This window comes from Amycolatopsis sp. 2-15, from assembly GCF_030285625.1.
Lineage (GTDB): Bacteria > Actinomycetota > Actinomycetes > Mycobacteriales > Pseudonocardiaceae > Amycolatopsis > Amycolatopsis carbonis.
Genome location: NZ_CP127294.1, coordinates 2,932,096 through 2,953,378, shown reverse-complemented (window position 1 = coordinate 2,953,378; position 21,283 = coordinate 2,932,096). Strand labels below are relative to the sequence as shown.

The window sequence follows — 21,283 nt, the reverse complement described above, 5'->3', positions numbered from 1 at the left end:
TATGCACAGTCATACATCCTGATGCATAATCATACCCATGTCCAAGGTGCTCACTTCCCTTCCCGTCGGCGAGCGGGTCGGCATCGCGTTCTCCGGTGGCCTCGACACGTCCGTTGCGGTGGCGTGGATGCGTGACAAAGGCGCCGTGCCCTGCACCTACACGGCCGACATCGGGCAGTACGACGAGCCCGACATCGAGTCGGTGCCGGGGCGTGCGACGTCGTACGGCGCGGAGCTCGGGCGGCTGGTCGACTGCAAGGAGGCGCTGGTCGAGGAGGGGCTCGCGGCGCTGACGTGCGGCGCGTTCCACATCCGCTCCGGCGGCCGCAGCTACTTCAACACCACGCCGCTCGGCCGGGCGGTCACCGGCACGCTGCTGGTGCGCGCGATGCTCGAAGACGACGTCCAGATCTGGGGCGACGGCTCCACCTACAAGGGCAACGACATCGAGCGGTTCTACCGCTACGGCCTGCTGGCCAACCCCGCCCTGCGCATCTACAAGCCGTGGCTCGACGCCGACTTCGTGACGGAGCTCGGCGGCCGCAAGGAGATGTCCGAGTGGCTGGTGGCCCACGGGCTGCCCTACCGCGACAGCACCGAGAAGGCCTACTCGACCGACGCCAACATCTGGGGCGCCACCCACGAGGCCAAGTCGCTGGAGCACCTCGACACCGGCATCGAGATCGTCGAGCCGATCATGGGCGTGCGGTTCTGGGACGCGAGCGTCGAGATCGCGCCGGAAGACGTCACCATCGGCTTCGAGCTGGGCCGCCCGGTGTCGATCAACGGCAAGCAGTTCGCGACGTCCGTCGACCTCGTGCTCGAGGCCAACGCGATCGGCGGCCGCCACGGGCTCGGGATGTCCGACCAGATCGAGAACCGCATCATCGAGGCCAAGAGCCGCGGCATCTACGAGGCGCCGGGCATGGCGCTGCTGCACGCGGCGTACGAGCGGCTCGTCAACGCGGTCCACAACGAGGACACCGTCGCCAGCTACCACAACGAAGGCCGCCGCCTCGGCCGCCTCATGTACGAGGGCCGCTGGCTCGACCCGCAGGCCATGATGCTGCGCGAGTCGCTGCAGCGCTGGGTCGGCACGGCCATCACGGGCGAGGTCACGCTCCGCCTGCGGCGCGGCGAGGACTACTCGATCCTCGACACGTCCGGGCCGTCCTTCAGCTACCACCCGGACAAGCTGTCGATGGAACGCACCGAGGACAGCGCGTTCGGCCCGGTCGACCGCATCGGCCAGCTGACCATGCGCAACCTCGACATCGCCGACTCCCGCGCGAAGCTCGAGCAGTACGCCAACCTCGGCATGGTCGGCAACACCAACGCCCACCCGGCCCTCATCGGCGCCGCCCAGGCCGCCTCCACGGGCCTCATCGGCGCCATGCCCGAGGGCGGCGCCCAGGCCATCGCGTCCCGCGGCAAGACGGACGACGTCTCGCTCCTGGACAGCGCCGCCATGGAGTCCGGCACGGACTGAGTTGTCTGCGCCGGCTCCGCCGACGCGCGCGAGATCGCTTTGAGCCGGGTTCTTCCCTCCCGGTGTGCTCGGCCCCTCGGGCCGAGCACACCGCTCAGTCCAGAAACCGGCGCGATCTCGCGGTGGTGCTCGGCAAGGTTCAGAGCGCCCCGATCACCGACAAGAGCTGCAGCTTCTCGTGGCTTTCCGTGCCCGGCACGGCCGTGAAGATCAACAGCGCCTGGTACTGATCGGGGTCAAGCAGCGTCTGGCCGTGGACCTCGATGGCGCCGACCTCCGGGTGGAGCAGGCGTTTCGGCTCGCAGTAGGGGCCGAGCACGGGGTGTTCGGCCCACAGCGCGGCGAACTCGGGACTGCGCGCGGACAGCTCGTCGACCAGCGAGCCCGCCGGGGACGAGCGGCCCGTCTTGGCGAAGACCTCCGCCAGGCGCGCCACCAGCGTGCGGCTGTGGTGCGCGTGGTCCTCCGGCGGCAACCGCTCACGCGCCGACGCCGAGGTGAACCAGCGGAAAACCCGAGCGCGCGAAAGTCCCGTGTATGCAGTCTCGTCACCCAGCAAAGCAACCGCGAGCGGCGTCTGACGCAGGGTCTCCCCGAGCACGTTCTCGATCTGCGCCGGCGTGTCCGGCAGGCGGTCGAACACGCGCATCAGGCCGGCGTTGATGTGGTCGCCGCGGACGGCGCGCTGCGGGGTGCCGTGGCCCGCGAGGCGGAACAGATGGTCACGTTCCTCCAGCGTCAGGTGGAGGCCGTGCGCGATCGCGGCCAGGATCTGCTCCGACGGCACCGGGCCGCGCTGCTGCTCGATGCGGCTGTAGTAGTCGCTGGAAACGCCACTCAACGCAGCCACCTCCTCCCGCCGCATCGCCGACAGCGACCTCGGGCAGCTCGCCGCCGGCGGGCACACCGGGCGGGTGGTCGGGTCAAGCGACATCTCCCACGCGGTGCTGAAACAAGCCGGGTTCGTGCGAGTGCCGGGCATCGCGGAGCTGGCAGACTGCCTCGTGACCGCGCAGGTGGTCGGCGAGTTGCCGGCGCGGCCGCGGATCGCCGCCGCGTCGGTGTCGGGGGCGGGAGCGGTGGTGCTGGCGGACCGCGTGCAGCAGGCGCCGGCGTTGTCGCTGCCGGAGCTGGGTTCTTCCACCCGGATCCGGCTGCGGGAGGTGCTGGCCGATCGGGTCGAGCTGCACAATCCCATGGACGTGCCGTTCCTCGGCGAGACCGAGACGTTCGCGCGGACGGTGGCCACGTTGTCCGAAGCGCCGGAATCGGACATCGTCGTGGCCGTCGAGTCGAGTCTCGCGCACGACCGCGAGGTGCTGGCCGAGGTCCTCGTCGCGCGGCCCCCCACCGCGAGTCCGGTCGTGCTCAGTCACCTCAGTGAGGACGACCCGATCCCGGAAAACCTCCTCGCGCGGCTCGCCGCGGCTCGGGTGGCCGTGGTCCCGACGCCGGAACGCGCCGTGCAAACGCTGGGCCTGCTGGCGGGCGACGCGGGTGCGCAAGCCGCGGCCGAACCCGCCGAGGACCTCACCGGGTACCTCGGCCTGCCGGACATCGCGGCCTTGCTACCCACCGACTTCCCCTGGGCGCCTTGGGTTTCCGCACCCGACCGGGAGGCCGCGGCGCAGGCGGCCGGCCGGTGGGGCTACCCCGTGGCGGTCAAGGCGGCCGGGCGGACGATCGCGCACCGGTCCGAGCTCGGCGCCGTCGCGGTGGTGCGCGGCGAGGACGACCTGACGGCGGCGTACGAGCGGGTCGCGATGGTGTGCGCCGAACGCGGCGACGACGTCGTGGTGCAACAGGGCGTCGGCGCGGGACAGGAAGTGCTGGTGGCCGTGGTGCGCGACCCGGAGTACGGCCTGTCCGCCGTGCTCCGCCCGGGTGGCGTGTACGCCGAGCTGCTCGACGACCAGGTCGTGCTCTGGCACGGCTGGCCCGCCGGGCAACGGCTGGCGACGCTTCGTGAGTCCCGGCTCGGCGTGCTCCTGTCCGGCTACCGCGGCCAGGCGGAGAGTGACGTCGAAGCGCTCAACACCGCGGTCACCACCTTGTTCACGGCGCTGGCCGACCAGCCGGTGTCCTTTGTGGAGCTCAACCCCGTGCTCGTGCTGGCGGACGGGGTCCGCGCGATCGACGCGATCGGGCGGAAATGAAGGGTGAAGGGAAGAGCATGACCGCACAAGACAGGTTGCAGCACTACCAGGAGTCGCTGGGCAACATCCCGCCCGCCATCTCGACGATGTTCGCGATGGACGAGGGCTTCGCCGGCGACTACACCGACATCCGCGAGCGGATCTACACCCAGCACGCCGACGGGCTCTCGCTCGCGATGAAGGAGCTGCTGCTGGTCATGTTCGACCTCGCCGTAAGCAACGCCGGCGGCGCGATCAACCACCTGCGTGCGGCCAAGCGCGCCGGGCTGACCGCCGAGCAGCTGCGTGAGTCGCTGCAGATCGCGTTCCTCGTGCTGGGCGTGTCGGGCTGGGGCAAGGTCGGCTACAAGCTGTGGGCGGCCTGGGAGAACGACTTCGAGGAAGAGGGGGCGAGCACCAATGGCCACCACGCGTCTTGAGTTCAGCACCGAGATCACCGACGAGATGCTGTCGGAAGCGGCAGCGCTCGAAGGTCAGGAGATCCGCGTCGAACCGTGGAACAACGAGGCGACGCTGGACACCATCCGCCACTACGCTTGGGGCCTCGGCGACCACAACCCGCTGTACCACGACGAGCAGTACGCGGCGGCGAGCCCGCACGGTGGCGTCATCGCCCCGCCGACGTTCCTGTACTCCAGCTACGACGGCGCCGTCGGCCTCGGGTTCCCCGGCGTGCAGCCGATCTACGCGGGCACGGAGTGGGTGTTCCACGAGACGATCCACCGCGGCGACCGGATCCTGCCGAAGGCGCGGCTGGGGAAGGTGACCGTCCACAGTGGTCGCCACGCCGACCGGTTCGCGATCCAGCGCGTGCACACGGAGTACCGCCGCGAGAGCGACGGCGTGCTGCTGGCCGAGGCGCTGGCCAGCACGTTCCGCGTGCCACGCGCGGCGGCGTCCGGCGGGCTGTCGTACAAGGCCCGCGACCGGCACGTCTACCGCGACGAGGAGCTGGAGGAGATCCGCCGCTGGGCGACGACCGAGGCTCGGCGGGGCACTGATCCCCGGGACCCGGCCGAGGTGCAGGTCGGCGACGTGGTGCCCGAGGTCGTGAAGGGCCCGATCGACCAGATCACGATGACGGCCTACTACGCCGGCTGCATCGGCTCGCCCGGCTACAAGGCGGGCGAGATCTCGTGGCTGTACCGCACGTGGGCCGTCGAGGAGCCGGAGCGGCTGCCGAACAACTACGACCCCACGTACTTCAGCGAGCGCGTGCTGCCCAGCCTCGGGCACCAGGACCCCGAGGTGGCCAAGGAGATCGGCATGCCCGGCGCGTACAACAACGGCCCGCAGAAGTGCGGCTGGATGGCGCACCCCGTGCTGAACTGGATGGGTGACGCCGGTTCGCTGCGCGAGTTCTCCGTGCGCCTGCGCCGTCCCGACATCTTCGGCGACACCGTCTGGTGTGGCGGCAAGGTGACCGAGGTGCGGGACAACGCCGAGGTGCTGATCGCCTTGTCCGCGCGCAACCAGCTCGGCGAGCAGACCGCCGAGGGCAGCGCCCTGGTGCGCTTGAGCTGAACCCGGCGGGCGGCGCGGTGTGCGCGCCGCCCGCCGGCACTTCGTCAGTCCACCGGAGTGGCGAGCGGGGTGCCGACCGTCCCCTTGCGACGAACGGACTCCGTCACCAGGAACACCGCCACGAACGACACCGCGGCCATCAGCGCGAGGTACAGCGCGATCGCGTTGGCCGACTGGAACTCGGCGAACAACGACGTCGCGATGATGGGCGCGAGAGCACCGCCGGCGACCGCGCCGATCTGGTACCCCACCGAGACACCCGAGTAGCGGACGCGGGCACCGAACATCTCGGAGAACAACGCCGGGCACGGGCCGTAGGTGAGGCTGAAGATGACCTGCGCGACGACGAGCGCCACGGTGATCAGCACCGGCGAGCCGGTATTCACCAGCAAGAACATCGGGAAACCCCACACCGCCAGCCCCGCGGCGCCGCTCAGGAACACCCTGCGGCGGCCGACGCGGTCGGACAACGCGGCGGCGGCCGGGATCGTCAGGCCCGAGGCGACCGCGGAGATCAGCACGGCCACCAGGATCGTGCCGCGCGGCACGCCCAGGGCCTGCGTGGCGTACGACAGGATGTAGACGGTGAGCAGGTAGTACGCGCCGCCGTTGATCACGGTCGCGCCGGCGGCGAGCAGGATCTGCTTCGGGTGCGAGCGCAGCAGTTCCAGCAGCGGAGCGCGCCGCTGCGCCGGCTCCTCCGCGGGCGCGGCATGGGTTTCCGACGCGCGCGACTGCGCGTAGAGCCCGACGGCGATGAGCAGGATGCTGAGCAGGAACGGGATCCGCCAGCCCCACGACAGGAACGCGTCCTGCGAAAGCGCGGCCGAGAGGATCAGGAACATCACGTTGGAGAAGATCAACGCGATCGGCACGCCGAGCTGCGCGAAGCTGCCGTAGAACCCACGTTTGCCCTCCGGCGCGCTCTCCGTGACCAGCAGCACCGCGCCGCCCCACTGCCCGCCCAGCGCGAGGCCCTGGACCAGCCGTAGCACCACGAGCAGGATCGGCGCGGCCACGCCGAGCGTGGCGTACGACGGCAGCAAGCCGATCGCCGTCGTGGCACCGCCCATGATCATCATGGCCGTGACCAGCGCCGGTTTGCGGCCGAACTTGTCACCGAAGTGCCCGAACACGGCCGCCCCCACGGGCCGGATCAGGAACCCGACGGCGAACGTGCTGAACGCGAGCAGCGTCCCCGCGACGGAATCGACCGACGGGAAGAACAGTTTGTTCAGCACCAGCGCCGAAGCCGACGCGTAGATGAAGAAGTCGTACCACTCGATGGCCGAACCGGCGACGCTGACGAGGATGTTCTTTCTCATCTGCCGCGGCGGCGGGGACACCTGACTCATGGGGGAACTCCGTTGTTCAGGGGACGGGGAAAGCGCTTCACCGGCCGAGCGAGGCCAGGGCGCGCCGGTGTTCGATCAGGCCGACCAGGCCGTCGACCACGGCGGTAAGGATCGCCGGCGACGGCGAACCCGCCGGCAGCTCGCCGTCGGCGAGGGCCTGGTGGGCGTGGGGCAGCACGAACTCGGGCTGGCCGAGAGCGTCGGCGTTCATCTTGTGCAGCACCGAGCGCAGGTTCAGCTGAGCGCGAATGGTGCCCAGCGGCCCTTGCGAAGCGCCGATGATCGCGACGGGCTTGTGTTCCAGCACCGGACCTTCGGCCACGGGGCGGGAAAGCCAGTCCAGCGCGTTCTTCAGCACGCCGGGCATGGCCGCGTTGTACTCCGGGGTCGCGATGAGCACCCCGTCGGCCGCGCGGATCCGGTGGCGCAGCTGCGCGACGGCGGACGGGGCCGGGTGTTCGTCGTCCTCGTTGAACAGGGGGATCGCCGCCAGGTCACCGAAGACGTCGAACGTGAGCTCCGGCGGCGCGAGCCGCGTGACCGCCGTGAGCAGGCGCGTGTTGAGGGAATCCTTGCGGAGGCTTCCCGACAGCGCGAGGATCGTCAAGTTCGACAAGGGTTTTCTCCAGTCAGGAATCTTCCGGGTCCATCGACCACAGCTCGGGGAACGGCACCTCGATCGCCGTCCGCGCCAGCCAGTCGAGGCCGCTCGAGCCGTAGTAGCCGGGCCGGTGGCCGAACGAGCGGCGCGTGGCCACGAGGTGAAGGTGCTTGTACTCGGCGTAGCCCTCCGCGATCTTCATCAGGGCCTCACCGCAGGACCGCAGGTCCACCAGCGCGGGGTCACCGCCGTAGAAGACCGTGGTCCACGCGCGCACCAAGTCGGGGTGCGGCTCGTGTTCCTCCTGCGGGTCACGCTTGGCGACCGAGTCCGGAATGGACAGCCCACGCCGGCTCAGCAGCGCCAGCGCCTCGTCGTAGACGCTCGGCTCGCGCAGGGTCGTCAGCAGCGCCGAGTGCTCGGCCGGCATCGACGACACGGGGTCGGCCAACGCGTGCGGACGGATGCCGAGCAGGAACACCAGCTCGCGGTACTTCCACGACTGCAGCGACGAGGACTTGCCGTGGACGGAGCCGAGGCCGTTCTTGATCGGCAGGAAGTCGCCGACGGTCATCCACTCCAGCGATTTCCACGACGCGTTGAGGCCGGCGAAATGGTCCGCCGCTCGCCGCAGAGCCGCCGCGGCTGACGGGGTCTCACCGTCCCGGAAGTGCCTCGCGGCGAAGCGCAGCTCGGTGGTGATGAGGCCGAAGTACAGCTCCTGCACCTGGCACACCACGAGGAACGACCGCTCGCCCTCCAAGTCGGTCACCGGCTCCTGCAGCGTGTGCAGCACGTCGGCCTTGAGGTAAGAGTTGTACGCGGTCATGTCGTGACCTCCTCGGGCAGGGACAGGAACCGCGCGGCGTTGCCGCCGAGCAGCAGGCCGCGTTCGGTTTCGGACAGGAACTGTGCCTTTCGCACCACCTGGCCCACCGGCCGTTCGCCCAGCGGGTACGGGTAGTCGCTGCCGAGCAGGATGTTCTCCACGCCGAGCACGTCGACCAGCAGCCGCAGCGCCGACGGGTCGAACACCACGCTGTCCACGGAGAACCGGCCGAGGTAGCTCGACGGCGGGTTGGCCGAGCCACCGATCACGTCGTGGCGCTCGTGCCAGGCGTTTTCGAGCCGGCCGAGCCAGAACGCGAACGAGCCACCACCGTGGGCGAAGCAGATCTTGAGCGTCTCGGGCACCTGGTCGAACACACCGCCGAGGATCATCGCCAGCAGCGAAAGGTGCGTCTCGGCGGGCATGCCCGTGAGCCACTGCGACATCCAGCGGCCCAGCCGCGGCGAGCTCGGCATGTCCCACGGATGCACGAACACCGGCACGCCCTTGGCCGCGCAGTGCTGCAGGAACGTGACGATGCCGGCGTCGTCGAGGTCGCGGTCGCCCACGTGGTTGCCGATCTCGACACCGCGGTGACCGGCGGCGAGGCAGCGGTCGAGCTCTTCGCACGCGAGATCCGGGTCCTGCAACGGAACCTGGCAGAACGGCAGCAGCCGTCCGGAGGCCGGCTCGCAGATCTCCAGGGCGAGGTCGTTGAAGACCTTCGCGATCCGCACGGCCTCGGCGGGCGTGCGGTCGTAGGAGAAGAACACCGGTGTCGGCGAGACGACCTGCACGTCGACCCGGTCCTCGCCCATGTCGCGCAGCCGCTCGCCCGCGTCCCAGCAGTTGGCGAGGATGCGCCGGAACTCGCGCGAGCCGACCATGATGGTCGCCTCGCGCTCGTTCTCGACGCGCAGCCACGGCAGAGTGCTCTCCTGTCCCGGGCCGGCTTCGCCCAGCTGCGGCCAGCCGCGCGGGACGTAGTGCGTGTGGACGTCGATCACCTGCGGCATCAGAGCGCGGACCTTCCTGGGTGCACCACGGCGCAATTGGCACACTTGCGCAGGGACTCGTCGTTGTAGAACTGCTCGAACACCGGCGGCAGATCCGCGACGATGTCGCGCACCTGGAGTTCGACCTCGTGCACGAGGTGTTCGCAGTTGAGGCAGTACCACTGGAACTTCTCCAGCGTGCCCTCTTCGCGGACGCGCTCGATCACGACACCGATCGAGCCGGTCTCCGGGCGCTGCGGCGAATGGGGCACGTTGCCGGGCAGCAGCCACATGTCACCCTCGCGCACGTGAACGGTCTGCTGGCCGTCGTCGGTCATGACGTTCACGTGCATGTTGCCCTTGACCTGGTAGAACCACTCCTCGTACGGGTCCACGTGGAAGTCGGTGCGCTGGTTGGGCCCGCCGACGACCTGCACGATGAAGTCGCCCGTGCGTTCCCACATCTGCTTGTTGTTGACCGGCGGCTTGAGCAGGTGCTGGTGTTCTTCGACCCACGCGGCGAAGTTGAAAACGGGGTTGATGTCGGTCATTTCAATTCCCTCCACTGGATTCACGCGGCACGTGGGCGACGGCCTGGATCTCGATGAGCAGGTGCGGATGCGGCAGCTGGTGCACGGCGACGGTGGTCCGCGTCGGGCCGTTCTCGTCGAAGTAGCGGCCGTAGACCTCGTTGTAGCCGCCGAAGTCGTTCATGCTGACCAGGTAGCTGGTGACCTGCACGACGTCGTCGAGGCTCGCCCCGACGGAGCCGAGGATGTCGCCGATGTTGTCCAGCACAGCGGCGGTCTGCACGCGGATGTCGAGCGTCGTGGTGCCGAACTCGTCGGCCTCCGCGCCGGCGAACGTGTTGTCCGGCAGGCGGCTGCTCGTGCCGGAGACGAAAACGAAGTCGCCGGCGCGTTTCAGGTGGGGGAACCGGCCGCGGGGTTTGGCCTTGTCGGCGAGCGTTTTGGCTTCGGTCATCGGGGTTCTCCCTGGTCTGCGACGGAGAAGCGGGCCCGGCCGAGGCCGGAGACGGTGGCGCTGACGTGGGTGCCCGCGGTGAGCGCGACCGCGGGAGTCGCCGCGCCGGCGAGCAGGACGGTGCCCGCGGTGAGCGGGAGACCGTAGCGCTGCGCCATGCGGACGGCGGCGGGAATGGCCCGCAGCGGGTCGCCGAGGATGGCGGCGGTCGAGCCGGCGCCGGCGATGCGTCCGTCCACTTCGAACACCACGCCGCGGTTGTCGAGGCCGGCTTCGAGCGGCTGCCACTGCCCGAGCACGACGGCGGCGGCCGAGGTGTTGTCTGCGACGACGTCGGCGAGGGAGAACTTGAAGTCGCGGTAGCGGGAGTCGATCACCTCGATCGCGGGGGCGACCGCGTCCACGAGGCCAGGCCCGGGAGCTTCGCCGGGCTCGACGTCGCGGCTCAGGCGGAACGCGACCTCCGGCTCGGCGCGGGGGTGGATGAGATCGCCGAGATCGAGCTCGTCACCGTCGGCCAGGACCATGCCCGAGGTGAGGCGGCCGATGATGACGTCGTCGACGCCCATCTGCGCGGCCTTGGCCTTGCTGGTGAAACCGAGCTTGACGCCGAAGTGGCGCTCCCCCCGGGCGAGGCGGCGTTCAACCAGCTCCCGCTGGACGGCGTAGGCGTCGTCCAGCGACAGTTCGTGGTCCGCGGACAGCTGTGCACACGGCTTGCGGGTGGTGGCGGCTTCGTCGAGCCGCGCCGCGAAGTCCTCGATCACGCCGGGGCCGCCTCTCGCTTGGCCACGAGGTCGAGCGCGACGTCGACCAGCATGTCCTCCTGGCCGCCGACGAGGCCGCGTTTGCCGGCTTCGAGCAGGATCGCGCGGACGTCGAGGTCGTAGCGGCCGGCGACGCGTTCGGCGTGGAGGAGGAAGCTGGAGTAGACGCCGGCGTAGCCCAGCGTCAGCGTCTCGCGGTCCACCCGCACCGGGCGGGTCTGAAGTGGACGGACGAGGTCTTCCGCCGCGTCCTGCAGACCGAACAGGTCGCAGCCGTGGTCCCAGCCGAGCAGATCGGCGACGGCGATGAACGCCTCGATCGGTGTGTTCCCAGCGCCTGCGCCCTGGCCGGCCAGCGACGCGTCCACCCGGTACGCACCGTGCTCGACGGCGGTGACGCTGTTGGCCACGGACAACGACAGGTTCTCGTGGGCGTGGATGCCGATCTGCGTGTCCGCGTCGAGGACTTCGCGGTACGCGTCGATCCGCGCGGCGACGTCCTGCATGGTCAGGCGGCCACCGGAGTCGGTGACGTAGACGCAGTGCGCGCCCGCGTCTTCCATGATCTTCGCCTGCTTGGCCAAGTCCTCGGGCGGGTTCATGTGGCTCAGCATGAGGAACCCGGCGACGTCCATGCCGTTGTCGCGGGCCCAGCCGATGTGCTGGATCGCGATGTCGGCCTCGGTGCAGTGCGTCGCGATGCGGACGCTGGCGACACCGAGGTCACGCGCGGCCCGCAGGTCTTCGATCGTGCCGACGCCCGGGAGCAGCAACGTGGTGAGCTTGGCGTTCTTCACCACCTCGGCGGCCGCGGCGATCCAGCCCGCGTCGGTGGCCGCGCCGTGGCCGTAGTTCACGCTCGACCCGGCGAGCCCGTCGCCGTGCGCGACCTCGATGGCCGCCACGCCCGACGCGTCCAGCGCGGCGGCGATCGTGCGCACCTGCTCGACGCTGTAGCGGTGGGCGATGGCGTGCATTCCGTCGCGCAGCGTCACATCCTGCACGTAGATCTTGCCGGTCATCGAAGGGCTCCTTCCGCGGCGACCTGCACGAGCCGTTCCGCGGTCCGCAGCGCGGCCGAGGTCATGATGTCGAGATTCCCGGCGTATTCCGGCAGGTAGTGCCCGGCGCCGGAGACCTCCAGGAACACCGCCACCTTCACCCCGCGGAACGCGCGCCCGAGCGCCGGCAGGAACGGCTCGTCCACGCGGTCGAACTGCACGCGCTGCTTGAGGCGGTAGCCCGGCACGTAGTCCTGCACGCGCGCGACCATGGCCTCGACGGACGCGCTGACGGCGGACTCATCGATTTCGGACTGTTCGACAAGGCAGAACACCGTGTCCCGCATGGTGATGGGCGGGTCGGCCGGGTTGAGCACGATGATCGCCTTGCCGCGCCCGGCGCCGCCGACGGTTTCCAGCGCCCGCGCTGTGGTCTCGGTGAACTCGTCGATGTTCGCCCGGGTGCCCGGGCCGGCGGACTTGGCCGCGATCGTCGCCACGATCTCCGCGTACGCCACCGTGGCCACCGCCGAGACGGCGGCCACGATCGGCGTCGTCGCCTGGCCACCGCAGGTGACCATGTTGACGTTGGGCGCGCCGAGGTGCTCGTCGAGGTTCACGGTCGGCACCACGTACGGCCCGATGGCCGCGGGCGTCAGGTCCACCAGCCGCTTGCCGTGCGCGCTGAGGACCTCGTTGTTGTGCCGGTGCGCGCCGGCCGACGTCGCGTCGAAGACCAGCCGGATGTCGGCGAACTCGGGCAGGGCGACCAGCCCGGCCACGCCCTCGTGCGACGTCGCGATGCCGAGCCGGCGCGCCCGCGCGAGGCCGTCGGAGCCGGCGTCGATCCCGACCATCGCCGCGACTTCGAGCTCGCTCGAAAGCCGTTTCACCTTGAACATCAGGTCGGTGCCGATGTTGCCCGACCCGATGATCGCCACCGGGGTGCTCATGCGCGTTTCCCTCCGTCCGGCCCGGCGGTGAACCCGACGCGGACCTCTCCGATGTCTTCGAACCGGGCCACGTAGCTCCCGGGCGCCGTCACGGGCACCATCGGTCCCCACGCGCCGGCCAGCACCACTTCCCCCGCCCGCAACGGCTCGCCGCGGCGCGCGACCTCCTGCGCGAGCCACGCGACAGCGACGGCAGGCGAGCCGAGGCAGGCCGCGCCGACGCCGGTCGAGATCGGCTCGCCGCCGTGTTCCAGCACCATGCCGAGCCCGGCGAGGTCCACTTCGGACAGTTTCACCGGCCGAGTGCCCAGCACCAGCGCACCGCTGGACGCGTTGTCCGCCACCGTGTCCGTGATCCGGATGTTCCAGTCGGCCACGCGCGAGTCGACGATCTCGATCGCCGGCAAAACGAAGTCCGTGGCGCGCAGGACGTCGACCACCGTGGCGCTGCCCGGCAGGTCGGCGCCGAGCACGAACGCGACTTCGCCTTCGACGCGCGGCTGGCAGAAACGGTCGAGCGGAACCTCCGCGCGGTCGCCGAACACCATGTCGTCGAGCAGCACGCCGAAGTCGGGCCGGTCGACGCCGAGCTGGCGCTGCACCGCCTTCGACGTCAGCCCGATCTTGCGGCCGACCACCCGCGCGCCACCCGCGACCTTGTCGGCGATGATCCGGCGCTGCACCTCGTAGGCGGCATCGACGTCGTCCTCGCCGAGCAGCTCGCGCACCGGCGCGACGGGCTTGCGGTCGCGTTCGGCCTGCAGCAGGAGCTCGGCCACGGCCCCGATCGCCGCGTTCACAGCGCCACGCACACGTTGGTCGGCTCGGTGTAGAAGTGCAGCGAGTGCACACCACCCTCGCGGCCGATGCCCGAAAGCCCGTTGCCACCGAAGGGCGATCGCAGGTCACGCAGGTACCAGGTGTTGACCCACGACATGCCGACGCGCATGGCGCCCGCGACGCGGTGGGCGCGTTCGAGGTTCGTGGTCCACACGGCGGCGGCGAGGCCGTAGTCGCTGTCGTTGGCCAAGCGGATCGCCTCTTCCTCGGTGTCGAACGGCACGAGCGCCGCGACCGGGCCGAAGATCTCCTCGCGCAGCACGCGGTGGGCGTTGTCCAGCCCGGTCCACAACGCGGGGCGCACCCAGGCGCCGCCTTCGAGGTCGGGGCCGAGGTCCGGGATTCCGCCGCCGGCCAGGAGCTTCGCGCCCTCCTGCTCGGCGATCTCGTAGTAGGAGAGCACTTTCTCGCGGTGCTGGCGGGAGATCAACGGCCCAGTGGTGGTGTTCGGATCGTCCGGGCGGCCGAAGCGCAGGGACTCGGCGCGTTCGGCGAGGCCGGCGGCGACCTCGTCGAAGATGCCGCGCTGCACGTAGATCCGCTCGGTGCACAGGCAGATCTGGCCGGTGTTGGTGAACGTCGAGCGGGCGAGGCCGTCGACGGTCTTGCCGAGCTCCGCGTCGTCGAACACCACGGCCGCGTTCTTGCCGCCGAGCTCGAACGACACCGGCAGCACGCGCGGCGCCACGGCCTGCATGATCGCCGAACCCGTGCGGGATTCGCCGGTGAAGGTGACGCCGTCGATGCCCGGGTGGTTCGTGAGGAACTCGCCGGCCGAGGCGGGGCCGAAGCCGTGGACGACGTTGAACACGCCGTCGGGCGCGCCGGCCTCGGTGATGAGCTCGGCCAGCAGCGTCGCGCTCGAGGGCGTCTCCTCCGACGGCTTCACCACCACGGCGTTGCCCGCGGCCAGGGCCGGCGCGACCTTCCAGGTCAGCAGCAGCAGCGGCAGGTTCCACGGCACGATCACCGCGACCACGCCCAGCGGCTTGCGCAGCGCGTAGTTCAGCGCGCGCCCGGCCGGGCCTTCGGTGAGGAACGAGTCGAGCCCGGCCGACGCGATCGTGTCGGCGGCGGCCCGGAAGTTGGCCGCCGCGCGCGAGACGTCGAGGCGGCGGGCCAGGTCCTGCGGCTTGCCGGTGTCGGCGACCTCGGCCGCGAGCAGGTCGTCGAACCGCTCGTCGATGCGGTCGGCGATCTTCCGGAGCAGCCGCGCCCGTTCGGCGTCGGAGGTGCGGCCCCACGCGCCGTCGAGGGCGGCCCGGGCGGCGCGCACCGCGCGGTCGACCACCGCCTGGTCGGCCTCCTCGACCTGGGCGACCAGGGTCCCGTCGACCGGGCTGACCTTGTCGAACAGGTCACCACCGCTGTCGGTGAACCGCCCGTCCACGAAGCTCTTGAGCACCGTCATGTCCGCCTTCCCGCGTGGCTGTGATCCCTGCCCATCGTCGCGACCTCCAGCTATGCCTGACAAATGCCAAAGCCTTAAGTTGATATGTGCATATGGCTATAGTCGCTCGGTATGACCCCTCGTGAGCTGCCGCGACTGCTCGACGGCCGGATGAAGTTCCGCCACTTGGTGCTGCTCGACGCCATCTCGCGGCGCGGCACGATCGTCGGCGCGGCGGCCGAGCTGCACGTGACCCAGCCCGTGGCCACACGCGGGCTGCGGGAGCTGGAGGAGATCCTGGAGGTCGAGCTCTTCCAGCGCGGCCCGCGCGGCCTCACCCCCACCGTCTACGGCGAGGCCTTCACCGAGCACGCGCGCGCGATCCTCGCCCAGGCCCGCCAGGCCGCCCGCCACGTCGTGGAGCTGGCGGGCGCCGAACGCGGCACCGTGGTGGTCGGGACGCACCTGTTCGGCTCCAACGTGCTGCTCCCGCGGGCCATCGCGGCGTTGAAGGCGGAACGGCCGAACCTGACGGTGGCCGTGCGCGACGGGACCCCTGAGTCGCTGCTGGTGGAGCTGAGCGCGGGCCGGCTCGACCTGATCGTCGGGCGGCTCACGCAGATCTCCGACGAGGGGTTCCTGCGCCGCAAGCTCTACGACGAGTCCGTGGTCCTCGTGGTCCGCGCCTCGCACCCGCTGGCCGCCGCGAAGACCGTGGACCTCGCGACGGTCGCCGGGTACCCGTGGATTCTGCCCGGTCCGGAGACGGCTTTGCGGCGTGAGCTCGAGGAGCTGTTCCACAGCAACGACGTGCTCCTGCCCGCCAACCGCGTGGAGGCGACTTCGTTCCTCACCGTGCGCCAGCTGCTGCGCGACACCGACGTCGTGGCCGCGCTGCCGCGCCTGATCACCGAGGAGGACCCCGGAATCGCGCGCCTGCCCTTGTCGCTCGAACCGATCGGCCACAGCGTCGGCATCACCATGCCGGCGGCCGGCACGCCCACGCCCTCGGCAAGCGCGCTGATCGACAAGCTGGTGGCCGAGGCCGTCCAGGTGACCCGCCGGTTCAGCCCTGCTTCGTGACCCGGGGACGTTCGAGCTGGTCACCGAGGTCGTGGTAGGCCGACTTGTGCCAGACGAGCGGCTGCAGGTCCTCCCGCGGCGTCGACCCGTAGTCCAGCGACTCGCCCACGAAAATCGTGTGGTCCCCACCGTCGTACGCGGCCCACTTCCGGCACACGAACCACGCCAGCGCGCCACCCACCGTCGGACACCCGTGGTGCAGATCCATCTCCACGTCCACCGCCACACTCCACGGCTGGCGCGCGTAGAAATCGGCGATCGCCCCTTGGTCCTGGCCCAGGATGCTGAGCCCGAAGTGCCCGTCCGTGCCGTGCAGCAACTGATGCATCCGCCCCGGCTTGTTCACACTCACCGCACACAACGGCGGATCCAACGACACCGACGCGAACGAGCTCGCCGTCATCCCGTGCACCCCGCCGTCCCCGTCCACGACCGTCACCACCGACACACCGCTCGGGAAGTGCCGCAACGCCCGCCGGAACTTCAACGCGTGCGGATCGGTGGGGGCGTAAGTGCTGCGCGGTGTTCCCACGGACGTCCTCCTCGACTTCACCCGCCTCTGACCAGCGGTGATGGTTTATCCATCGTCACTGCCGGAGGCATACCCGTCCAATGCCGATCCTCGCCATGGCCATGTCTGAACGGTCATACTCGCGCTGCGTTAGCGTCGATCCCCGTGGCCAACCTCCTCATCCTGCGCGGCCCCTCCGGCGCAGGCAAAACCACAACGGCCCTCGCCCTGCGCACCCACTGGGGCCGCGGCACGGCCCTGATCCAGCAGGACGTGGTCCGCCGCCAGATCCTGCGCGAGCACGACGTGCCAGGCGGCGTGAACATCGGCCTCATCGACGTGATGTGCCGCCACGCTTTGGGCGCCGGCTTTGACGTGATCCTCGAGGGCATCTTCCACGCCGACCGCTACGGCGCGATGCTGCGGCGTTTGATCGCCGACCACCACGGTCCCACGCTGGCCTGCTTCTTCGACGTCCCGTTCCCCGAAACCGTCCGCCGCCACACGACGCGCCCGCTGGCTGCGGAATTCACGCCGGACGACATGCTGAGCTGGTACGTCCCGGACGACCGGCTGCGCGTTCCCGGCGAGGTGGTTCTGGGCGACGATTTGACATTGGAGGACACAGTGGAGCGAATCACTGCGGCTTTCCCCAGATCGGACTGAGCGATCCAGCTGACCGATGCGAGCAGATTCTTGCCGGGTGCCACCCGCCACGCGCTCTCCCGGGCTTGGTGGTACGCCTGTCGAACCAGGTCGGCCACGGCTGCGTGAAGTCGAGCTCGGCGTGGTGGTTTACGTCCGCCTCGCCGTAGAAGTGACCGTCGTCCTCACGTCGCCACAACCCGAAGGACAGCGTCACCTGGTCGCCCGCAAGTCAGCCAAGACCTCCGCAACCCACTCCGTACGGTGCTATCGTCGGCGGCCAGCAACTCGATCAGCGCGCCGATCGCGCGATTGTCGCACAACTTTTGGAAGATCTCGATGGCGCATAACCAGGGTGCGGACGAGGGAATTGTTGGCTGTCGGGGAGGGTGATTCTCGGCGTTTTGACCAGCCGATACCCGCCTACATCGGCCAGCCATCAGGCAAGTGGTGCGGGGTTTTCCGTCTACCCAACTTAGCCACCTGACAAAGCCGTCGATATCTCCGGCCAACCTTCCCCCGGCCGGCCCCCGGCGAAGCACTTTCTTCTACGGGACTTGCTTTGTGTCAAGGCACTCTTTCCCGCCTTGACACAAAGCAAGTCCCGTAGAACCATTGAGCGCAGCGGGGGCTAGCCATCTGCATCTTCTTTTATTCTTTTGATCTTTGGCTTTTAAAGATCAAAAGAATAAAAGAAGACCTGCGAATAGCTCCCCGAAGTTCAATTGTCACGACGGCTCGGGGTAGCTTGTCAATGCGGGAAAGAGTACCTTGACAAGCTACCCCGAGCCGTGTTGGTTCACCTTCGTCGGGGGCCGGCCGGGGGAAAGGTCGGGGGGTTGGTTGAGGAGATCTTGGGTCGGGTGGGCCCGCTGTCTGTTGGGTGGGTGGGTTTGGCTGGCGTTGAGCGGATGGTCCAGGGAAGTCGGGTGGGTGGTTCAGAAGAACCAGGCGACCGGTTCGTGGCCGCGGTCCACTACGTCGCTGAATCGTCCGCCGAGGAAGCCCAGGGGTTTGCCTTCCCGGGAGCAGACCTTCGATACCTCGCCGATCACGACCTCGTGGTCGCCGGCTGTGAGCGCGCGATAGACCGAGCATTCCAGGTGCGCCAGTGCGTCCGGGATTACCGGAACCTCGTGCGCTCCCGTTTTCACTGGTAGACCTGAAAAGTGGTCCTCGCCGCGTCGTGCGAAGCGGAGGGCGAGTTGTTCCTGGCGGGTGGACAGTACGTTGAGCGCGAAGCGATCCGCCGAGAGGATGGCGTCGGTGGTGCGGGCGCCGGTTGTCAGGCAGACGAGTATCAGGGGTGGGGAGAGCGACACCGAGGTCAGTGAGTTCACTGTCATCCCGTGGGGAATGCCGTCCAATGCCGTGGTCACCACTGCGACCCCGGTGGCAAAGTGGCCCATCGCGGTGCGCATCGCCGGCGCGTCGACGGGGCCGGAGGCGGGTGTGCAGTCGGGCGGCATGGTGGTCATGCGCGGTAGCGGACCTCGAAGGTGAGCACACCCTCGTCGGTGCGCCAGGGGCCGTGGGGCATGCCCGGCGGACGGCAGGCGTACATGCCTTTGGTGAAGGTCTGACCCAAGGTGAGGTCGGTGAACGAACCCTCCAGGATGTAGACCTCCTCCCAGAAGTCGTGAGACTGGACGCCCATCGGTGACGAGTCCGCGCCCGGGGCGTATCGGAGGATGCGGGTGGCGACGCCCGTTGCCTCGTCCGTGGACAGGACGCGTTCGGTGATGAGGGGGTCGTCGCCCTTGCAGACGGTGAAGTCGACCTCGGTCACCGGGAAGAACTCGTGTTCGGGTTTGGTCACTGGTCCTCCTCGGAGTAGCCGGCGAGGAAGCGGTCCACTTCGGACAGGGGGCCGTCGAAGCCGTAGTTGCGGAAGGAGTAGCCCTTCACCACGAAGGGCGCGCCGGCGTAGAAGAGTTCGTACTGGTGGTGGCGGCCGGCGAACTCGCTGCCGACGGCATCCCAGACGAGTTTGAACAGTTTCACGCGGTCGGCGGCCGGGGTGCCCGGGCTGTAGATGTAGCGGTCGATGTCGGCGCGCGTTTCCGGGGTGGTCATGTCGGCGACGCTGGAGGGGACTTGCAGCACGCCGCCGCCGACGAGGTCGCGGAGGGTGGCCAGGACGCGGGGGTACAGCTCCGACTGCAGGCCCATGGCGCCGTACAGTGCGCGGCTGCCGGGGCGCCAGAGGCCGGCCGAGTCGGGCTCCGCGGTGTACTCGGCGGCCAGAACCGCGGACTCCACAAGGGACACCAGGCTGGCCAGCTCACCGAGTTTCTCCACGACGCCGGGGAACTTGTCGACGCCGTTGACCGCCGCGACCTTGCGCGCCAGGCCGGCCAGGAACTGCAGCTTCACCGAGAACCGGATCTGCGCCTGCCAGTTGCCCAGCACGTGCGCGCCCGTCGCGAAGAACTGGTTGCGGACGCCGGCGACGTCGCGGTAGAGGAACACGCGGTCCCACGGCACGAACACGTCGTCGAAGATCAGCAGCGCATCGGTCTCGTCGAAGCGCGTGGTGAGCGGGTAGTCGTAGTGGCTGGTCGCGGCGGGCGCGTAGGGGCGGCGGCAGTAGAGCTTGAGGCCCTCGGTGTCCACGGGCAGCACGAAGCTCAGCGCGAAGTCCGTGTCCTCCGGCGTCAGCGGCTTGATGCACGACACGAGGATCTCGTCGGCGACCGGACCGCCCGTGGCCAGCATCTGCGCGCCCCGCACCACGATGCCGTCGGCGCGCTCCTCGGAGACGCCGACCTGCACCAGGTCACCGTCCCACGCGCTCGCCGTGGTGGCGCGCGAAACCTGCGGCGGGATGATCGCATACGACAGGTACAGGTCCTCCTCGACGACGCGCTTCTGGAACGCCGTCACGTTGGCCGCGTAGTCGCCGAACACGTCCGGGTGCGAGGCGAACGCGGCCAGGAACGCACCGACGTGGTCGGGACTGCGGCCCACCCAGCCGTGGGTGTGGCGGGCCCAGGTGGTGGCGGCCTCACGGAACGCCGTGAGGTCCTCGCGGCTGCGCGGGGCGGTGAACAGCCGGTTCACCACGTCGCCGTTCGGCCCCGGCCGAGTCATGCCGGACGCGGGGTCGGCGGCGAGGTCGAACAGCTCCGACACGGTTTTCGCGATCGGCGCGAACGCCGGGTGCCGGGCCACGCCGTCCACGCGCTTGCCGTCGAGGTAGACGCGCCGTCCGTCGTCGATGGCGTTCAGATACTGCGATCCGGTGCGCATCAAGCCTTCCTTCGCTGGGTTTCATGGGTCAGGGTTTCGCCCGCTGCGACCCCGAAGAGTCCACACCGGACTCCTCAACGGACGGTCAGTCCCGCCCCGCCTCGATGAACTTGCGCGCCGTCAGCTCGGGATTCGCCAGCAGCACCTCGTGGCTGCCCTCCATCCCGATCAGCCGGAACATCACGAGCCGATTGGACAGCCGCGGATGCCGCCCCCACTCGCCCTGCGTGATGTCGTTGTCCTCCGACGGCGCCAGGTAGCTGAACGCCTGCGGCACCTTGTCCCAGCCGGTCATGTCGGCCGGGTCGGTGAAGGCGCTCCACGGCTGCGGGCGCAGCACGTCGTACACGCGCTTGGCCTCCTCCGCCGAGGCGTCGCCGTAGAACGCGTCGCGCCACACAGGGAACGGCAGCACGACACCGCCGTCGGTGCGTTCGTCGTAGCTCGCCTGGAGCGCGGCGACGAGGTGCGGCGGGATCTCGTCGACGAGCGCCCGGCCGTGCGCCGGCACGAACGCGGCGAAGTAGACCAGCCGCCGCATCCGTTCGGGCAGCTCGATCGCCACACGGGAGATCACGTAACCGCCCCAGCTGTGCCCGACCAGCACAACGTCGGTCAGGTCGTGCTCGCGGATGTAGTCGACGATCGGCGCTGCGGCGCCGCGCAGGTCAACGTGCTTGTCGTCGTTTTCGCCGAGGCCGCCGGCCGTCGGGGTGTGGACCTCGTGGCCCGCGTCCTCCAAGTGCTTGCGGACGGGGTCCCACAGCTCCCCGAAGTGCCATGCTCCGTGCACCAGTACGAATCGCATCCGCCGCTCCGTTCTCACCATTGAGTGCGTACGGCACATGCTGCTGTCGGCGAGCGGCAACGACTATCGGTGAAGCGACGCGCGAGCATCGGATTCGCGC

23 protein-coding genes are annotated in these 21,283 nt (G+C 69.5%); 6 read left to right on the top strand and 17 right to left on the bottom strand.

Annotated features, from left to right (window positions below; translation table 11 throughout):
* The first annotated feature begins 37 nt into the window (after positions 1-37).
* A complete protein-coding gene (gene argG, locus QRX50_RS14545; protein ID WP_285972467.1) occupies positions 38-1,489 on the top strand; it encodes an argininosuccinate synthase in 1,452 nt (483 codons plus the stop codon).
* Between the two features lie 139 nt (positions 1,490-1,628).
* Here argG and QRX50_RS14540 read toward each other — a convergent pair whose 3' ends face one another.
* Complete coding sequence (locus QRX50_RS14540) at positions 1,629-2,330, bottom strand: helix-turn-helix transcriptional regulator (protein WP_285972466.1); 702 nt, start codon at positions 2,328-2,330, stop codon at positions 1,629-1,631.
* Between the two features lie 73 nt (positions 2,331-2,403).
* On the opposite strand from QRX50_RS14540, the gene QRX50_RS14535 reads away from it, so the two are divergent.
* Genes QRX50_RS14535 through QRX50_RS14525 form a run of 3 tightly spaced genes read left to right on the top strand, consistent with a single transcriptional unit; the run spans position 2,404 to position 5,169 of the window.
* Entirely contained in the window at positions 2,404-3,645 is a 1,242-nt protein-coding gene (locus QRX50_RS14535; protein ID WP_285972465.1) for an acetate--CoA ligase family protein, read from the top strand.
* 17 nt (positions 3,646-3,662) lie between these two features.
* Positions 3,663-4,064: a carboxymuconolactone decarboxylase family protein gene (locus QRX50_RS14530; RefSeq protein WP_285972464.1), complete on the top strand. Its 402-nt coding sequence runs from the start codon at positions 3,663-3,665 to the stop codon at positions 4,062-4,064.
* Positions 4,045-5,169: an FAS1-like dehydratase domain-containing protein gene (locus QRX50_RS14525; RefSeq protein WP_285972463.1), complete on the top strand. Its 1,125-nt coding sequence runs from the start codon at positions 4,045-4,047 to the stop codon at positions 5,167-5,169. Before QRX50_RS14530 ends, QRX50_RS14525 begins: the two co-directional genes overlap by 20 nt.
* A gap of 44 nt (positions 5,170-5,213) precedes the next feature.
* On the opposite strand, the gene QRX50_RS14520 is transcribed toward QRX50_RS14525, so the two are convergent.
* Genes QRX50_RS14520 through QRX50_RS14470 form a run of 11 tightly spaced genes read right to left on the bottom strand, consistent with a single transcriptional unit; the run spans position 5,214 to position 14,905 of the window.
* Positions 5,214-6,524 carry an MFS transporter gene (locus tag QRX50_RS14520; protein ID WP_285972462.1) on the bottom strand — a complete coding sequence of 437 codons (1,311 nt, stop codon included), beginning with the start codon at positions 6,522-6,524 and terminating at the stop codon, positions 5,214-5,216.
* A gap of 37 nt (positions 6,525-6,561) precedes the next feature.
* On the bottom strand, positions 6,562-7,140 hold the full coding sequence (locus QRX50_RS14515) for an NADPH-dependent FMN reductase (protein WP_285972461.1): 579 nt from the start codon (positions 7,138-7,140) through the stop codon (positions 6,562-6,564).
* 13 nt (positions 7,141-7,153) lie between these two features.
* Positions 7,154-7,954, bottom strand: coding sequence for a tryptophan 2,3-dioxygenase (locus tag QRX50_RS14510; protein ID WP_285972460.1), 801 nt, complete (start codon positions 7,952-7,954; stop codon positions 7,154-7,156).
* On the bottom strand, positions 7,951-8,970 hold the full coding sequence (locus tag QRX50_RS14505) for an amidohydrolase family protein (RefSeq protein WP_285972459.1): 1,020 nt from the start codon (positions 8,968-8,970) through the stop codon (positions 7,951-7,953). The genes QRX50_RS14510 and QRX50_RS14505 overlap by 4 nt, the downstream gene beginning before the upstream one ends.
* Positions 8,970-9,500, bottom strand: a complete 531-nt coding sequence (locus QRX50_RS14500) for a 3-hydroxyanthranilate 3,4-dioxygenase (protein WP_285972458.1) — start codon at positions 9,498-9,500, stop codon at positions 8,970-8,972. The genes QRX50_RS14505 and QRX50_RS14500 overlap by 1 nt, the downstream gene beginning before the upstream one ends.
* 1 nt (position 9,501) lies before the next feature.
* On the bottom strand, positions 9,502-9,933 hold the full coding sequence (locus tag QRX50_RS14495) for a RidA family protein (protein ID WP_285972457.1): 432 nt from the start codon (positions 9,931-9,933) through the stop codon (positions 9,502-9,504).
* Positions 9,930-10,700, bottom strand: a complete 771-nt coding sequence (locus tag QRX50_RS14490; RefSeq protein ID WP_285972456.1) for a 2-keto-4-pentenoate hydratase — start codon at positions 10,698-10,700, stop codon at positions 9,930-9,932. Before QRX50_RS14490 ends, QRX50_RS14495 begins: the two co-directional genes overlap by 4 nt.
* Positions 10,697-11,722 carry a 4-hydroxy-2-oxovalerate aldolase gene (gene dmpG / locus QRX50_RS14485; RefSeq protein WP_285972455.1) on the bottom strand — a complete coding sequence of 342 codons (1,026 nt, stop codon included), beginning with the start codon at positions 11,720-11,722 and terminating at the stop codon, positions 10,697-10,699. Before dmpG ends, QRX50_RS14490 begins: the two co-directional genes overlap by 4 nt.
* The gene (locus QRX50_RS14480) at positions 11,719-12,654 is read right to left on the bottom strand and encodes an acetaldehyde dehydrogenase (acetylating) (protein ID WP_285972454.1); all 936 of its coding nucleotides are present in this window, start codon (positions 12,652-12,654) and stop codon (positions 11,719-11,721) included. The genes dmpG and QRX50_RS14480 overlap by 4 nt, the downstream gene beginning before the upstream one ends.
* Positions 12,651-13,454: a 2-keto-4-pentenoate hydratase gene (locus QRX50_RS14475; protein ID WP_285972453.1), complete on the bottom strand. Its 804-nt coding sequence runs from the start codon at positions 13,452-13,454 to the stop codon at positions 12,651-12,653. Before QRX50_RS14475 ends, QRX50_RS14480 begins: the two co-directional genes overlap by 4 nt.
* Entirely contained in the window at positions 13,451-14,905 is a 1,455-nt protein-coding gene (locus tag QRX50_RS14470) for a 2-hydroxymuconic semialdehyde dehydrogenase (protein WP_285972452.1), read from the bottom strand. Before QRX50_RS14470 ends, QRX50_RS14475 begins: the two co-directional genes overlap by 4 nt.
* A gap of 111 nt (positions 14,906-15,016) precedes the next feature.
* Here QRX50_RS14470 and QRX50_RS14465 point away from each other — a divergent pair, with 111 nt between their 5' ends.
* Positions 15,017-15,967, top strand: coding sequence for a LysR substrate-binding domain-containing protein (locus QRX50_RS14465; protein ID WP_285972451.1), 951 nt, complete (start codon positions 15,017-15,019; stop codon positions 15,965-15,967).
* Here the strand turns inward: QRX50_RS14465 and QRX50_RS14460 are convergent.
* Positions 15,951-16,499, bottom strand: a complete 549-nt coding sequence (locus tag QRX50_RS14460; protein WP_285972450.1) for a flavin reductase family protein — start codon at positions 16,497-16,499, stop codon at positions 15,951-15,953. The genes QRX50_RS14465 and QRX50_RS14460 overlap by 17 nt on opposite strands.
* A gap of 144 nt (positions 16,500-16,643) precedes the next feature.
* Here QRX50_RS14460 and QRX50_RS14455 point away from each other — a divergent pair, with 144 nt between their 5' ends.
* A complete protein-coding gene (locus tag QRX50_RS14455) occupies positions 16,644-17,144 on the top strand; it encodes a kinase (RefSeq protein WP_285972449.1) in 501 nt (166 codons plus the stop codon).
* Positions 17,145-18,061: 917 nt separating this feature from the next.
* Here QRX50_RS14455 and QRX50_RS14450 read toward each other — a convergent pair.
* From QRX50_RS14450 to QRX50_RS14435, 4 genes are all read right to left on the bottom strand, one after another.
* Positions 18,062-18,601, bottom strand: coding sequence for a flavin reductase family protein (locus QRX50_RS14450; protein ID WP_285972448.1), 540 nt, complete (start codon positions 18,599-18,601; stop codon positions 18,062-18,064).
* Entirely contained in the window at positions 18,598-18,942 is a 345-nt protein-coding gene (locus QRX50_RS14445) for a cupin domain-containing protein (RefSeq protein ID WP_285972447.1), read from the bottom strand. Before QRX50_RS14445 ends, QRX50_RS14450 begins: the two co-directional genes overlap by 4 nt.
* Positions 18,939-20,375 carry a 4-hydroxyphenylacetate 3-hydroxylase family protein gene (locus QRX50_RS14440; protein ID WP_285972446.1) on the bottom strand — a complete coding sequence of 479 codons (1,437 nt, stop codon included), beginning with the start codon at positions 20,373-20,375 and terminating at the stop codon, positions 18,939-18,941. The genes QRX50_RS14445 and QRX50_RS14440 overlap by 4 nt, the downstream gene beginning before the upstream one ends.
* Positions 20,376-20,460: 85 nt before the next feature.
* On the bottom strand, positions 20,461-21,183 hold the full coding sequence (locus QRX50_RS14435) for an alpha/beta fold hydrolase (RefSeq protein ID WP_285972445.1): 723 nt from the start codon (positions 21,181-21,183) through the stop codon (positions 20,461-20,463).
* Positions 21,184-21,283: the final 100 nt, after the last annotated feature.

What these genes read in the sequence shown, in the direction of transcription:
- argG (WP_285972467.1), top strand. Translation starts at nt 38, where the DNA reads ATGTCCAAGGTGCTCACTTCCCTTCCCGTCGGCGAGCGGGTCGGCATC.
- QRX50_RS14530 (WP_285972464.1), top strand. Translation starts at nt 3,663, where the DNA reads ATGACCGCACAAGACAGGTTGCAGCACTACCAGGAGTCGCTGGGCAAC.
- QRX50_RS14525 (WP_285972463.1), top strand. Translation starts at nt 4,045, where the DNA reads ATGGCCACCACGCGTCTTGAGTTCAGCACCGAGATCACCGACGAGATG.
- QRX50_RS14520 (WP_285972462.1), bottom strand. Translation starts at nt 6,524, where the DNA reads ATGAGTCAGGTGTCCCCGCCGCCGCGGCAGATGAGAAAGAACATCCTC.
- QRX50_RS14510 (WP_285972460.1), bottom strand. Translation starts at nt 7,954, where the DNA reads ATGACCGCGTACAACTCTTACCTCAAGGCCGACGTGCTGCACACGCTG.
- QRX50_RS14505 (WP_285972459.1), bottom strand. Translation starts at nt 8,970, where the DNA reads ATGCCGCAGGTGATCGACGTCCACACGCACTACGTCCCGCGCGGCTGG.
- QRX50_RS14500 (WP_285972458.1), bottom strand. Translation starts at nt 9,500, where the DNA reads ATGACCGACATCAACCCCGTTTTCAACTTCGCCGCGTGGGTCGAAGAA.
- QRX50_RS14495 (WP_285972457.1), bottom strand. Translation starts at nt 9,933, where the DNA reads ATGACCGAAGCCAAAACGCTCGCCGACAAGGCCAAACCCCGCGGCCGG.
- dmpG (WP_285972455.1), bottom strand. Translation starts at nt 11,722, where the DNA reads ATGACCGGCAAGATCTACGTGCAGGATGTGACGCTGCGCGACGGAATG.
- QRX50_RS14480 (WP_285972454.1), bottom strand. Translation starts at nt 12,654, where the DNA reads ATGAGCACCCCGGTGGCGATCATCGGGTCGGGCAACATCGGCACCGAC.
- QRX50_RS14470 (WP_285972452.1), bottom strand. Translation starts at nt 14,905, where the DNA reads ATGACGGTGCTCAAGAGCTTCGTGGACGGGCGGTTCACCGACAGCGGT.
- QRX50_RS14465 (WP_285972451.1), top strand. Translation starts at nt 15,017, where the DNA reads ATGACCCCTCGTGAGCTGCCGCGACTGCTCGACGGCCGGATGAAGTTC.
- QRX50_RS14450 (WP_285972448.1), bottom strand. Translation starts at nt 18,601, where the DNA reads ATGACCACCATGCCGCCCGACTGCACACCCGCCTCCGGCCCCGTCGAC.
- QRX50_RS14440 (WP_285972446.1), bottom strand. Translation starts at nt 20,375, where the DNA reads ATGCGCACCGGATCGCAGTATCTGAACGCCATCGACGACGGACGGCGC.
- QRX50_RS14435 (WP_285972445.1), bottom strand. Translation starts at nt 21,183, where the DNA reads ATGCGATTCGTACTGGTGCACGGAGCATGGCACTTCGGGGAGCTGTGG.